Here is a 13661-nt window from a genome sequence, read left to right as displayed (position 1 = left end):
AGCGTGACGGGGTCCGCTGTGCGTTCTGACACGTGCCGGCCTTTCTCTGGGGCGCTAGGAGGGGATGGGCAGGCCGCAGGCGCGGCGGGCCCGGGAGAGCTGGTCGGCCGGTTCGCCGAAGACGCTCCAGGGCATGCGTGAGGCGTACGGCCCCATGGCCGTGAGGACCGCCCGGGCCTCGAACGGGCACCGGGCCATGGCCAGCGCGTGCGCGAGGTAGGCCAGGTCGAGCACCGGGGTGAAGCGGTATCCGGCGACCGCGGGCAGCCAGTTCTGGTAGATCGACAGTGCGGTGCTGCGCCACTGGGGCTGTTCCCAGACCCGCTCCGCGAGCAGCTGGGTGGGGTTGTGGCTCTCCACGAGCGCGACCAGCGGGAGCAGTCGCAGCGGGGAGTCGGCGGGCGCCCGCTGGGCGAGGAAGGCGGCGACGTCCCAGGCCGCGTTGACCGAGCCGCCGTACCGGGTGAAGAAGAAGGAGAGGAAGCGGTGGTGGGCCTCGCGGTGCCAGGGGTCCAGGGCGAGGGTGTGCGCGAACAGCCGCCAGGGACCGGGCGGGGAGGTCAGCAGACCGCCGGGAGCGGGGTCGTGCGGGCGGTGCAGCCGGGCCATGGCCAGCTTGGCGGCCCAGGGCGTGGGGTCGGCGGGGTCCATGGCGCCGGCCCGGTCGCAGGCGGCGACGGCGATCCGCTCCAGCGCCTCGGCCCGCTCGTCACGGGCGTCGGCCGCCCGGATCGCCCGCTGCACGGCCACCCGGGCCCACATCAGCGCGGACTCGGGGCCCGGCTCCTCGGCCAGCCAGCGCTCCACCAGATCGGTACCGGCCGCCTCGGAGGCGAGGACCAGGGAACGGTGGGCGCGCAGGGCGAAGTCGGCACGCGTCTCGGCCAGCGCCTCACGGGCACTCAGATATCTTCCGGCGCGCACGTCCACGCATACGCTCGCGAGCAGGCGGTCGTCGGCCGCCGGATGCCATACGTAGTGCCCCTCGAATAACTCCGCGGCCATCTTCCCCTGTCCGTCCCCGTTCGACGCGTGCACGCTGAAGGCACCCTACTCAGGGCCGGGCGGACCGGAAACGCGCGAGGTCGACATATCGGTCAGCGGGTCGGAAATATTAATGGGCACGCCGGAGAACGGCTCGAAATTGGTTCAAGCCGGTACTTTCCCGGGGCGGCAAACGCCCGCTATGCGCCGCACTACTAGAATGTTTCCGGAAAACACCCCACCGCAGCACCCTCCGGGAACGGCCATTCACCAGCTCGCCTCCGCACTCCGCGCCCTGCCGCCCTCCTGCGGCCCGGTCCGCCTCGTCGCCGTCGACGGGCACGCCGGGTCCGGGAAGACCACGTTCGCCGGCCGGCTGGCCACCGCCCTGGGCGGGGCGCCGGTGCTGCACCTCGACGACATCGCCAGCCACGAGGAGCTGTTCGCCTGGACCGGCCGGCTGCTGGCCCAGGTGATCGAGCCGCTCGGACGGGGCGGGACGGCGCGCTACTCCCCCTACGACTGGCACACCCGCCGCTTCGGCCCGCCCCGCCCGCTGCCGCCGGCCCCGGTGGTCCTCGTCGAGGGCGTCGGCGCCGGCCGCCGGGCGCTGCGCCCGTTCCTGGCGCGGCTGCTGTGGATGGAGCTGCCGCACGAGGAGGCCTGGACCCGGGGCAGGGCGCGGGACGGCGCGGAACAGCGGGACTTCTGGGTCGAGTGGGTCAGGGCGGAACACGAACATTTCAGCGAAGACCCCTCAAGACCCTTCGCCGACCTTCTGGTGACACAGTCACAGAAGGGGTACGAGGTGCTGCCGGGGCCTGCGAAGACGCTTGGACCGGACCTGTTCATCACCCACGGTGACTGACCGTCCGCTGTGTGCTGAACTTGTGAAGAGGTGCCTCCAAGAAGTTGCCCGAGTACCTCAACTCGGCTTGACCCGGGGGTCGTACAGGACTTACGTTCTGAATGAGCGGCCTTTCGATGCCGCCCTGCAGACGCGAAGCCCCCGGTTGTTCCCCCGTGATCGGGGGCTTCGTTCTGCCCTTTACCCCTTTTGTGTGCGCGGCGTGCGCCTCCGTGCTCACCCTCGGTCACCGAGCCGTGTGCGCCCCGTCTGCCCCCACCTCGCCAAACGGCCTGTGCGGCACCCTTCGGCAGGCGGTGGAACCGCAGGTACGATGCCCTCGGTGCGACCTTCGAACGGCTGCTTCGCGCACCTGCAACTCCGGTCCGCGGCACAGCGGTTCGACCAACGGCGGCCATCGGGGGGAGCCCGGGGGCCAACCACGGGGGCACGGTTTGTGGGGGACGTGATGGAATTCGGCACGCAGGGCCCCGAGGCCCCGGCCGACCTCGCCTGGCTGCGAGGCGTGGACGCCTACACGATGGGCGCCTATCCGCAGGCGGAGGAGGAGTTCCGCGCCGCGGTACGGATGGATCCGGGGATGGCCGACGCCTGGCTCGGACTGCACGCGCTGCGCGTGGACACGACGACCGCGCTGCTGCGGATGTTCCGGCACCGGGACCGCTTCGGGGAACAGCGCGGCCGGCATCGCCGCACCCTGAACTCCTGGTACTGGCTGGGCTGGTGGGTGCAACCGGTCCTGGAGAGCCCGCGCGATCTCCTCCTGGCGCACGCCTCGCACTGGCTGGACGGCCGGCACGTCCCGGAACTCGACCGGGCCCTAGCCGGGCTCCCGCCGGTGGACGCCGACCCGCAGGTCCGCTTCCTGCACGCCTGCCGGGCCTACCTGGTCAAGGACTGGGAGCAGCTGGTACGGCACACCGACCCGCTGCTCGACGACCCCATGCTCGGCATCGAGGCGGGCCTGTTCGGCGGCATGGCCCGGGTCCGCCTGGAGATGTACGGCCAGGCCGAACCGCTGCTCTCCGCCGCGCTGATGCGCTGCCGCAGCGAACAGCCGCAGCGCAAGGAGCTGCGCTACTGGCTGGCGCGGGCGCACGAGGGCACCGGCCGCAGCGCCGCCGCGCTCCCCCTCTACCGGGCCGTGCACCGCGTCGACCCCGCCTTCATGGACACCTCCGCACGGCTGGCCGCGATAGCCGAGGGCGACGGGTACGACGACACGGCCGACTTCGCGTCGATCACCCTGACCGGAGCCGGGCAGGACGTCGTGGACGGGCCGGACATGCTCGACCCGCTCTTCGGCACCGAGGGGCGCGATCTGCGCTTCGGGGACCCGGAGCCGCCGACCGGGGCGATGCCGTCGGTGATCGACCCCGCCGTGCGCGAGAAGGTCGTGCCGTCGCCTCCGCTGCCGGCCGGGCCCACCGACCCCGCGTTACTTGAGGAGGCGCTCGCCGAACTGGAGCGCATGGTCGGGCTCGAACCCGTGAAACGGCAGGTCAAAGCGCTGTCCGCGCAGTTGAACATGGCCCGGTTGCGGGCCGGGCAGGGGCTGCCGGTGCAGCCGCCGAAACGCCACTTCGTCTTCTCCGGGCCGTCCGGCACCGGGAAGACCACCGTCGCCCGCATCCTCGGGCGGGTGTTCTACGCGCTGGGCCTGCTCGGCGGCGACCACCTCGTGGAGGCGCAGCGGGCCGACCTGGTCGGCGAGTACCTGGGCCAGACCGCCGTGAAGGCGAACGAACTCATCGACTCCGCGATCGGCGGCGTGCTCTTCGTCGACGAGGCCTACTCCCTCTCCAACTCCGGTTACGGCAAGGGGGACGCGTACGGCGACGAGGCGCTTCAGGTGCTGCTGAAGCGGGCCGAGGACAACCGGGACCACCTGGTGGTGATCCTGGCCGGCTACCCGGAGGGCATGGACCGCCTGCTGGCCGCGAACCCCGGCCTCTCCTCGCGCTTCACCACGCGCGTCGACTTTCCCTCCTACCGTCCCCTCGAACTGACCTCGATCGGCGAGGTGCTGGCCGCCGAGAACGGGGACGCGTGGGACGAGGAGGCGCTGGAGGAGCTGCGGTCGATCGCCGGGCACGTGGTGGACCAGGGGTGGATCGACGAGCTGGGCAACGGGCGGTTCCTGCGGACGCTGTACGAGAAGAGCTGTGCGTACCGGGATCTGCGGCTGTCGGCGTATCCGGGGGCGCTGTCGCGGAACGACCTGGCGACACTGCGGCTGCCGGACCTGATGCAGGCGTACGGAGAGGTGCTGTCGGGGCGGGGTCCGCAGGATCCGGCGGCCGGGATGTAGGTGCGGGTGGGGTGGGGCCGGGGGGTGGGGACACTCACCGGAGCTTGCCGGGTGCAGCCGCGCCCACCCGTGCCGCCCTGGGCGCACCTCCCAGGCCCTTAAGGCACTGGGGGAGGCACGACTGCCCGCGGCTGCGTCTTTGCTTTCAGGGGCGCGGGGAGCTGCGCGACCAGCCCCCACCGGCCCGCAGCTCCCCCACTACCTCAGCCCGCCATGACCTCCTCCGGCTCCCCGCTGGAACGCGGCTCCGGCGTCCTGGCCGGGGTCGTCGGCCGGTCCCGGTGCGCCGGGTCCGTCACCTCGCCGACCAGCAGCTCCAGGACGTCCTCCAGGGCCGCCAGGCCAAGCACCCGGCCGTTCGCGTCGGCGACCTGCGCGAGGTGGGTCGCCGCCCGGCGCATCACGGTCAGCGCGTCGTCGAGCGGCAGCTCGGCCCGCAGGGTCGTCATCGGGCGCCATATCTGCTGCGGTACCGCCCGGTCCGAGTCCTCCAGGTCGAGGACGTCCTTCACGTGGACGTATCCCATGAAGGCGCCGGACTCGGCCGCCACCGGGAAACGGGAGTAGCCGGTGCGGGCGGTGAGCTCGACGATCTGGCCGGGGGTGACCGACGGCGGGACCGTGATCAGGGACTCGCGGCGCAGGAGCACGTCCGTCACCGGGCGGGAGCCCAGTTCCAGCGCGTCCTCCAGGCGCTCCTGCTCCTCGGGGTCGAGCAGGCCTGCCTGACCGGAGTCCTCCAGGAGCCGGTTGAGCTGCTCGCTGGTGACGACGGCCTCGACCTCGTCCTTCGGCTCGACCCGGAACAGCTTCAGGATGCCCTGGGCGCAGGCGCCGAGGGCGACCGTGATCGGCCGGCAGACACGGGCGAAGGCGACCAGGCCGGGGCTCAGCCACAGCGCGGCCTTCTCGGGCGCCGCCATCGCCAGGTTCTTCGGCACCATCTCCCCGATGACCAGATGGAAGAAGACCACCCCGGCCAGCGCGATGACATAGCCCAGGGGGTGGATCACGCCCTCCGGCAGGTGCACCGCCTCGAAGAGCGGCTCCAGCAGATGGGCCACCGTCGGTTCGGCCACCGCGCCCAGCGTCAGCGAGCAGACGGTGATGCCGAACTGGGCGGCGGCCATCATCTGCGGGAGGCGCTCCAGGCCGTAGAGGACCTGGCGGGCCCGTGCGGTGCCCAGGGGTTCGATCTGGCTGCGGCGGACGGAGACGAGGGCGAACTCGGCGCCGACGAAGAAGCCGTTGGCCAGGACCAGCAGGCCGGCGAAGACCAGTTGGAGGACGCTCATCGGGCGGCCTCCGCGACGGCGGGGGCGGTGCGGACCAGGCGGACCCGTTCCGCGCGGTAGTGGCCGACCCGGCGGACGGACAGCCGCCAGCCGGGCAGCTCGGCACGGTCGCCGGGCGCCGGGATCCGGCCGAGCAGGTCGGCGACCAGGCCGGCGACCGTCTCGTAGGGGCCCTCGGGCACGTCGAGGCCTATCCGCTGGAGGATGTCGACGCGGACGCTGCCGTCGACGTCCCAGGCGGGTTTGCCGTCCTGGGCCGGAGCGGCGGCGAGTTCCGGCGCGTCCGGGCTGTCGTGCTCGTCGCGGACCTCGCCGACGAGCTCCTCGACGATGTCCTCCAGGGTGACCACGCCCGCCGTACCGCCGTACTCGTCGACGACGACCGCGATCGGCTGCTCGGAGCGGAGCCGGGCGAGGAGGGGCTGGACCGGGAGGGTCTCGGGGACCAGGAGCGCCTTGCGGGCTATGCGGCCGACCGGGGTGCGCAGCCGGTCGCGGACCGGGATCGCCAGCGCGTCCTTGAGGTGGGCCATGCCGACGATCTCGTCGATCTTCTCCCGGTAGACGGGGAAGCGGGAGAGGCCGGTGGCCCGGGTGAGGTTGACGACGTCCTCGGTGGTCGCCGTGGACTGGAGGGCGCTGACCTTCACCCGGGGGGTCATGACGTGCTGGGCGGTCAGCTCGCCCAGGGACAGGGTGCGGACGAACAGGTCGGCCGTGTCCTGTTCCAGCGCGCCGGCCTGGGCGGAGTGCCGGGCCAGGGAGACCAGCTCGCCGGGGGTGCGGGCGGAGGCCAGCTCCTCGGTGGGCTCGACGCCGAGGGCGCGGACGAGCCGGTTGGCGACCGTGTTCAGCGCGGCGATGACCGGGCGGAACAGGCGGGAGAAGCGCGCCTGCGGGCCGGCCACGACCCGCGCGACCTGGAGGGGCTTGGAGACCGCCCAGTTCTTGGGTACGAGTTCGCCGATCACCATCTGGATCGCCGAGGCGAGCAGCATGCCCACCACGACGGCGATTCCGGAGACCGCGCCGTCGGGCAGTCCGACCGCGGCGAGCGGGCCGCGCAGCAGCTCGGCCAGCGCCGGTTCGGCGAGCATGCCGACGACGAGGGAGGTGATGGTGATGCCGAGCTGGGTGCCGGAGAGCTGGAAGGAGAGCTCCTTCAGCGATTCGACGACCGTACGGGCGCGTTTGTCGCCGTCGGCGGCGGCCTTCTCGGCCTCGGGCCGCTCCACGGTCACCAGGCCGAACTCGGCGGCGACGAAGAAGCCGTTGGCGAGGATGAGCAGGAACGCGGCTGCCAGGAGCAGCAGGGGGGTGGTCATGATGCCGCCGCCTCCGAAGCCTCGCGGACCGCGAGAAGGCGGTCCGTGGTATGTCGGGAGGGGGCGGCGCAGGTACTACAGGACGATCCGTCCATCGCCGGAGAGGGTCACTCCTCGGTTAGCAGGAACCCCTGTGCGCGGGGCGCGCGACAGGGGCGGAGGCGGGACGTGAAAAGCCTCCGCCAACAGATTAATCAAGACAGGGCCCGGTGCGGCAGGGGCGACGGCCCGGAGACGCCCCCGAAGTTGCGTGATTTCAGCCCTGATGCTGTTCCGGGTCGCGGACCGTGTGGGCCTCGACGAGGGCGCGCAGGGCCGTGGCGTCGGCGATGGCGTGCCGCTTGGCGATGCCCGGCTGGATGCCGAGCGCGGGCAGGCTGGTGCCGTCGCTGAGGTTGAGGAACACCCACGGGTCACCCGGGCGGAGGTTCACCTGGACGATCTCCGCCCACGCCAGGTGCCGTTTTCCGGCGATGTTGACGACGGTGACCCCGGACTCGTCGGCGACCACCTTCACCCGGGCCAGCTGGGCCAGCACCCAGAAGATCAGCGCGCCGGTGACGACGAAGCTGAGCTTCTCCCCCGGGCCGAGCTGCTCGAGGAGCAGGGCGACCCCGGAGATGGTGGCGAAGATCGCGGCACCGGCGGTGAGCAGGATCACTCGGGTGAGGCCCGGCCGGAAGGTGACGGGCAGCGCAGGAAGCTCGGACATCTCTCGTGCGTGTCTCAGAGGCGGCAGGCGTGGATGGCCGTGGTCAGGATGGCGCGGGCGCCGATGTCGTACAGGTCGTCCATGATCCGCTGGGCGTCCTTGGTGGGGACCATGGCGCGGACGGCGACCCAGCCCTCGTTGTGCAGCGGGGAGACGGTCGGCGACTCCAGGCCGGGGGTGAGGGCGACGGCCTTCTCCAGCTGCTCGACCCGGCAGTCGTAGTCCATCATCACGTACGTCCGGGCGACCAGGACGCCCTGGAGGCGGCGCAGGAACTGCTGGACCTTGGGCTCCTCGGCGTCGGCGCCGGTGCGGCGGACCACGATCGCCTCGGACTTCATGATCGGCTCGCCGAAGACCTCCAGGCCGGCGTTGCGCAGGCTGGTGCCGGTCTCGACGACGTCGGCGATGACCTCGGCGACGCCCAGCTCGATGGCGGTCTCGACGGCGCCGTCCAGGTGGACGACGGAGGCGTCGACGCCGTGGTCGGCGAGGTGCCCCGCGACGATGCCCTCGTAGGAGGTGGCGACCGTCTTGCCCTTCAGGTCGGCCAGGCCGGTCGCCTCGCCGGGCTTGGAGGCGAAGCGGAAGGTGGAGCGGGCGAAGCCGAGCGGCAGGATCTCCTCCGCGTTGGCGCCGGAGTCCACCAGCAGGTCGCGGCCGGTGATGCCGATGTCGAGACGGCCGGAGGAGACGTAGATGGCGATGTCGCGGGGGCGGAGGTAGAAGAACTCGACGTCGTTGACCGGGTCGACGGTGCGGAGTTCCTTGGACTCCCGGCGCTGCCGGTAGCCGGCCTCATGCAGCATGTCCGCCGCAGGGCCTGAGAGGGAACCCTTGTTGGGGACGGCGATGCGCAGCATGAGGTCGGCTTCCTTTGCTCGATTGCCCGATTGGGCGGGTCTGTCGGAAAAGTTCTACAGGTGGGCGTAGACGTCGTCCAGCGAGATTCCGCGGGCGACCATCATCACCTGGACGTGGTAGAGCAGCTGCGAGATCTCCTCGGCGGCGGCTTCCTTGCCCTCGTACTCGGCGGCCATCCAGACCTCGGCGGCCTCTTCGACGACCTTCTTGCCGATGGCATGGACCCCCTTGCCGACCAGCTCGGCGGTGCGGGAGGTGGCGGGGTCGCCGTGGGCGGCCTTGTGCTGGAGCTCGGTGAAGAGCTCCTCGAAAGTCTTGTTGGACATGGTGAGCGCCAGACTACGCCAATCGCCGCGTCGCTCAGTGCCAGGGTTCAGATACTGAGCGGAGGGTGGCCGCCGTCGCCACCGCCGCCGTCACCGCCTCGTGGCCCTTGTCCTCGTGGGAGCCCGCGAGACCGGCACGGTCCAGGGCCTGCTCCTCGTCGTCGCAGGTGAGAACGCCGAAGCCGACCGGGACGCCGGTCTCCACGGAGACCTGGGTGAGGCCCTGGGTGACGCCCTGGCACACGTACTCGAAGTGCGGGGTGCCGCCGCGGATGACGACGCCGAGGGCGACGATCGCGTCGTAGCCGCGCCCGGCGAGGACCTTCGCGGTGACCGGGAGTTCCCAGCTGCCGGGGACCCGGAGCAGGGTCGGCTCGTCGATCCCCAGGTCGCGCAGGGCGCGCAGGGCGCCGTCCACCAGTCCGTCCATCACCTTCTCGTGCCACTGGGACGCGATGACCGCGACCCGCAGGTCGCTGACATTGCGTACGGACAGTTCAGGTGCACCCTTGCCGCTCACGTCTCTCCTCAGTGCTGTTTCTCTACTGGTGGCCGCTGGTGGCCACGGTCTACTGGTTGCCGCAGGTGGACAGCGCCGGGGGCGTGTCCAGCCAGGGCAGGTCGTGGCCCATCCGGTCCCGCTTGGTGCGCAGGTACCGGAGGTTGTGCTCGCCCGCCTGTACGGGCATCGGCTCGCGTCCGCTGATCTTGAGGCCGTGGTTCAGCAGCGCGTCGCTCTTGTCGGGGTTGTTGGTCATCAGCCGGACGCTGCGCACCCCGAGGTCGGCCAGGATCTGGGCGCCCGCGCCGTAGTCGCGGGCGTCGGCGGGCAGGCCGAGTTCGAGGTTGGCGTCGAGGGTGTCCCGGCCGCGCTCCTGGAGTTCGTAGGCGCGCAGCTTCGACAGCAGGCCGATGCCCCGGCCCTCGTGGCCGCGCAGGTAGACGACGACGCCCCGGCCCTCCTCCTGGATGCGGTCCAGGGCGGCGTCGAGCTGGGGGCCGCAGTCGCAGCGGGCGGAGCCGAAGACGTCCCCGGTGAGGCACTCGGAGTGGACGCGGACCAGGACGTCCTCGCCGGCGCCGATCTCGCCGTGGACGAGGGCGACATGCTCGATACCGTCGGCGGTGGCGCGGTAGCCGTAGGCGGTGAAGGCACCGTGCTTGGTGGGCAGGTTGACCTCGGCCTCGCGGCGCACGGCGGGTTCGGCGGCCCGGCGGTGGGCGACCAGGTCCGCGATGGAGATGATCGTCAGGCCGTGCTTGCGGGCGAACGGGATCAGTTCGGGGAGCCGGAGCATCCGGCCGTCCTCGCCGGCGATCTCCACGATGGCGCCGGCCGGGCGCAGGCCCGCGAGGCGGGCGAGGTCGACGGCGGCCTCGGTGTGGCCGTTGCGGACCAGGACGCCGCCGGGGCGGGCACGCAGCGGGAAGATGTGGCCGGGGCGGACGAGGTCCGTCGGTTCGGCGGCGCCGCTCGCCAGCAGCCGGAGCGTGGTGGCGCGGTCGGCGGCCGAGATGCCGGTGGTGACGCCGTGCGCGGCGGAGGCGTCCACGGACACGGTGAACGCGGTCTTCATGGACTCGGTGTTGTCGCCGACCATCTGCGGCAGTTCGAGCCGGTCCAGCTCCTCGCCCTCCATCGGGGCGCAGATCAGGCCGCGGCACTCGCTCATCATGAAGGCGACGATCTCGGGGGTGATCTTCTCGGCGGCGATGACGAGGTCGCCCTCGTTCTCGCGGTCCTCGTCGTCGACGACCACGATCGGGCGGCCGGCCGCGATGTCGGCGATGGCCTGCCCGACCGGGTCGAGCGTGAGGTCCTCGACGCCTTCGGCGCTGTACAGGATCGGTGCCGCGGTCATGCGGGTGCTCCTTCCAGAGCGGGCCGCGTGCCCTGGCGGGAGCGCAGCCACCAGTCGCGCAGGCCCCACAGGACGAGCGCGCCGTAGATGACGTAGACGAAGCCGGAGAAGGCGTAGCCGTTGGTGAAGTTGAGGGGGACGCCGACCGCGTCGACCAGGAGCCAGGCGATCCAGAACTCGACCATGCCGCGCGCCTGGGCGTACATGGCGACGACGGTGCCGACGAAGATGTAGGCGTCCGGCCAGGGGTCCCAGGACAGGGACGGGTAGGCCTTGAAGAGCAGGGCGACGGCGACCGTGCCGACGGCCGCGGCGGCGACCATGGCGCCGCGCTCCTGCCAGGTGGCGAAGCGGGGCGCGATGTGGCCGTCACCGCCGTCCTCGGCCCGGCCCCTGTTGCGGTTCCACTGCCACCAGCCGTACAGGGCGACCACCATGACGACGACCTGCTTGCCGGCGCTGCCGGTGAGGTGGCCGAAGAAGGCGCCGAAGAGGATCAGGCCGGAGGCGAACTGGACCGGCCAGCTCCACAGGTTGCGGCGCCAGCCGAGGGCGAGTGCGGCCAGGCCGAGGATGTTGCCGATCATGTCCGACCACAGGATGTGCTGGCCGAACATCGCGAAGGCCTCGGAGTTCAGCCAGTTCACCGGTCCGCTCCCTGCGTGTTCGCGAGCAGGCGCTCCACGTACTTGGCGACGATGTCGACCTCCAGGTTGACCGGGTCGCCGGGCTGCTTGCGGCCGAGTGTGGTGAGGTCGAGGGTCGTGGGGATCAGGCTGACCGTGAAGTAGTCGGGGCCGGCCTCGACGACGGTGAGGCTGATGCCGTCGACGGTGATCGAGCCCTTCTCGACGACGTAGCGGGCGAGGTCGGCGGGGAGGGAGACCCTGACGATCTCCCAGTGCTCGGAGGGGGTGCGGGCCAGGACCTGGCCCGTGCCGTCGACATGGCCCTGCACGATGTGGCCGCCGAGGCGGGAGCCGACCGCGGTGGGGCGCTCCAGGTTGACGCGGGAGCCGACGTCCAGGGCGCCGAGGGAGGAACGCTTGAGGGTCTCCGCCATGACGTCGGCGGTGAACTCTTCGCCCTCGTGCTCCACGACGGTCAGACAGACGCCGTTCACGGCGATGGAGTCGCCGTGCTGCGCGCCCTCGGTCACTACGGGGCCACGGAGCCGGAAACGGGACGCGTCGCCGAGGTTCTCGACGGCGGTGACCTCACCCAGCTCTTCGACGATTCCGGTGAACACTTCCCGGGTCCTCCTGCCTCAACGGGGCACGGACTCCGGGGCCTGTCGACGGACGACAGAATGAACGGACGACCACACCGAGGCCGACGCCGAAAAGGCCCCGCCCACGAGGGACGAGACCAGATACGGCGGCGCGCACACGTACATGCTCGCCCGCCGCGCACTGCCTCCCATCCGGACTTTAACCGTCGGTCCAGGAATTTCACCTGGTCAACCGGCCGCTGGAAGCGGACGGGTCGCGGACTGTAACCGCCGGTTCGGACTTTCACCGACCCCGGAGTGCGCTGCTTCTGGTACACGGCCAGTGTGCCACGCCCGATCGTGGTCCATACAGGGGAACCGTGTGGGGTGCCTCACAGCGCGTGCCGCTGGACTTCCCAGCCGGGCCGGCGTGTGCGCAACTGGCGCCCGGACCAGGACTCTTGACTCCGATTCACATCTCTTGACCCCACTGGTCTAGTCCTTTTAGGGTGCGGACGGACCCGGTGGCGGTGACGACGGCCCTTGCCCGTCGCCGGGCCCGCCCAATCCGGGCGTCCCCTGCGGGCATGCGGCGCGGGGGTCAGCGGTCCGGTGCCGCGAAGAGTTCGTCCTGGGCGCGCTCGCGAGCGGTGAGCAGGGCGCCGCGCAGGACGGCCGCGCCGCCGAGCGTGCCGGCGCGCACCTCGGTGGCCAGCGGGGACATGCCGCGGAGCCGCGCCTCGACCCGGGTGGCGAGTGCCGCTCCGCCGGCCGGGCCGATCTCGCCGCCGAGGACCACGCAGCCGGGGTCCAGGACGGCGACGACGGCGGCGACGCCTACGGCGATGCGGTCGGCGAGGGTGTCCAGGAAACGGGCGTGTGCCGGGGACGGCCGGTCGTCGTCCGCGGCGCCGTCGCGGCTGGTCGCGCAGTTCCCCGCGCCCCTATGGGGCGCGACCGGGGCGCCGCCCGCTGACAGGCCTACCGCCTCCTCGACCACACGGTCGGCGGACAGGCCCTCGGGCCCCACGCCGCACTCCCGCGCCAGCTCCTCGATCGCCGTCGCACCCACCAGGGAGTGGTAGCCCCCCGAGCAGTCCGTCGCCGTCGGCAGGCCCGTCGTGCCCGGCACCGGCAGGAAGCCGATCTCGCCCGTGCCGCCGGAGGCGCCCCGGCGCAGGCTGCCGTCGAGGACGACGGCGGCGCCGCAGCTGTTGCCCAGCCAGAGCAGGACGAAGGTGTCGCGGTCCCGGGCGGCGCCCTCCCGCTGTTCGGCGAGGGCGGCCAGGTTGGTCTCGTTCTCGACGCCGACCCGGGCCTGCGGGAACCGTTCCTGGAGGGCCGCGACGAGCCTGCGGTGCCAGACGGGCAGACCGGCCGAGTCGCGGAGCTCGCCGGTGGAGGGATCGACGAGCCCGGGCGCCCCGATGCCCACGGTGTGCAGCTGCCCCCCGTCCCCGGTCGCCCCCGCCTCCTTGGCCGCGCGCTCCACCAGCTCCACCGCCTGCTCGACGGCCGCCGCCTCCCCCTCCTCCGGGGCGACCGGCACCGACCCTTCCGCCAGCACCCGTCCCACCAGGTCGGCGACGAGCACCGAGACGCTCTCGGTGCGCACGTCGAGGGCGGCCAGGTACGCGCGGTCGGCGACGATGCCGTACAGCCGGGCGTTCGGGCCCCGGCGCTGCTCGCCCGACTCGCCGACCACCGTGATCAGGCCGGACGCAGTGAGCCGTTCGACGAGGTCGGCGACGGTCGGCCGGGACAGTCCGGTCAGCTGCTTCAACTGCCCCGCCGTCAGCGGGCCTTCCCGCTGGAGCAGGCTCAGCGCGAGCCGGTCGTTGATGGCCCGGGCGGTGCTCGGTGATGCGGGCATGACGGGCATCCTCCCAGATCCGATGGCCCAG

At 72.0% G+C, this 13661-nt stretch carries 13 protein-coding genes and 1 riboswitch; of the genes, 2 read left to right on the top strand and 11 right to left on the bottom strand.

Annotation, left to right across the window (positions count from 1 at the left end; all coding sequences use genetic code 11):
* Positions 1-54: 54 nt before the first annotated feature.
* Positions 55-1005: a hypothetical protein gene (locus tag AB0D74_RS14305; RefSeq protein ID WP_362584970.1), complete on the bottom strand. Its 951-nt coding sequence runs from the start codon at positions 1003-1005 to the stop codon at positions 55-57.
* Positions 1006-1204: 199 nt separating this feature from the next.
* On the opposite strand from AB0D74_RS14305, the gene AB0D74_RS14300 reads away from it, so the two are divergent.
* The gene (locus AB0D74_RS14300) at positions 1205-1852 is read left to right on the top strand and encodes a hypothetical protein (protein ID WP_362584967.1); all 648 of its coding nucleotides are present in this window, start codon (positions 1205-1207) and stop codon (positions 1850-1852) included.
* A 448-nt stretch (positions 1853-2300) separates the two neighbouring features.
* Positions 2301-4163, top strand: a complete 1863-nt coding sequence (locus AB0D74_RS14295; protein ID WP_362584964.1) for an AAA family ATPase — start codon at positions 2301-2303, stop codon at positions 4161-4163.
* 203 nt (positions 4164-4366) lie between these two features.
* Here AB0D74_RS14295 and AB0D74_RS14290 read toward each other — a convergent pair whose 3' ends face one another.
* The 10 genes from AB0D74_RS14290 to AB0D74_RS14245 all read right to left on the bottom strand — a co-directional run bounded on the left by AB0D74_RS14290 (position 4367) and on the right by AB0D74_RS14245 (position 13630).
* Positions 4367-5458 (bottom strand): hemolysin family protein, encoded by a 1092-nt coding sequence (locus AB0D74_RS14290; RefSeq protein ID WP_362584961.1) that lies wholly within the window; start codon positions 5456-5458, stop codon positions 4367-4369.
* On the bottom strand, positions 5455-6783 hold the full coding sequence (locus tag AB0D74_RS14285; RefSeq protein WP_362584958.1) for a hemolysin family protein: 1329 nt from the start codon (positions 6781-6783) through the stop codon (positions 5455-5457). Before AB0D74_RS14285 ends, AB0D74_RS14290 begins: the two co-directional genes overlap by 4 nt.
* 256 nt (positions 6784-7039) lie before the next feature.
* Positions 7040-7495 (bottom strand): PH domain-containing protein, encoded by a 456-nt coding sequence (locus tag AB0D74_RS14280; RefSeq protein ID WP_362584955.1) that lies wholly within the window; start codon positions 7493-7495, stop codon positions 7040-7042.
* 14 nt (positions 7496-7509) lie between these two features.
* Positions 7510-8358 (bottom strand): ATP phosphoribosyltransferase, encoded by an 849-nt coding sequence (gene hisG / locus AB0D74_RS14275; protein ID WP_362584952.1) that lies wholly within the window; start codon positions 8356-8358, stop codon positions 7510-7512.
* A 54-nt stretch (positions 8359-8412) separates the two neighbouring features.
* A complete protein-coding gene (locus AB0D74_RS14270) occupies positions 8413-8685 on the bottom strand; it encodes a phosphoribosyl-ATP diphosphatase (protein WP_030946750.1) in 273 nt (90 codons plus the stop codon).
* A 34-nt stretch (positions 8686-8719) separates the two neighbouring features.
* A complete protein-coding gene (gene ribH / locus AB0D74_RS14265) occupies positions 8720-9205 on the bottom strand; it encodes a 6,7-dimethyl-8-ribityllumazine synthase (RefSeq protein WP_362584948.1) in 486 nt (161 codons plus the stop codon).
* Between the two features lie 49 nt (positions 9206-9254).
* On the bottom strand, positions 9255-10547 hold the full coding sequence (locus tag AB0D74_RS14260; RefSeq protein WP_362584945.1) for a bifunctional 3,4-dihydroxy-2-butanone-4-phosphate synthase/GTP cyclohydrolase II: 1293 nt from the start codon (positions 10545-10547) through the stop codon (positions 9255-9257).
* Positions 10544-11194 carry a nicotinamide riboside transporter PnuC gene (pnuC, locus tag AB0D74_RS14255; RefSeq protein WP_362584942.1) on the bottom strand — a complete coding sequence of 217 codons (651 nt, stop codon included), beginning with the start codon at positions 11192-11194 and terminating at the stop codon, positions 10544-10546. The genes AB0D74_RS14260 and pnuC overlap by 4 nt, the downstream gene beginning before the upstream one ends.
* On the bottom strand, positions 11191-11796 hold the full coding sequence (locus AB0D74_RS14250) for a riboflavin synthase (RefSeq protein ID WP_362584939.1): 606 nt from the start codon (positions 11794-11796) through the stop codon (positions 11191-11193). Before AB0D74_RS14250 ends, pnuC begins: the two co-directional genes overlap by 4 nt.
* A gap of 156 nt (positions 11797-11952) precedes the next feature.
* Positions 11953-12083: riboswitch (FMN riboswitch) on the bottom strand.
* 275 nt (positions 12084-12358) lie between these two features.
* Positions 12359-13630 carry an ROK family transcriptional regulator gene (locus AB0D74_RS14245; protein ID WP_362584936.1) on the bottom strand — a complete coding sequence of 424 codons (1272 nt, stop codon included), beginning with the start codon at positions 13628-13630 and terminating at the stop codon, positions 12359-12361.
* Between the last annotated feature and the right edge of the window lie 31 nt (positions 13631-13661).

This window comes from Streptomyces sp. NPDC048278 (assembly GCF_040652195.1).
Lineage (GTDB): Bacteria > Actinomycetota > Actinomycetes > Streptomycetales > Streptomycetaceae > Streptomyces.
This window is presented reverse-complemented; position numbering and strand designations above follow the sequence as displayed.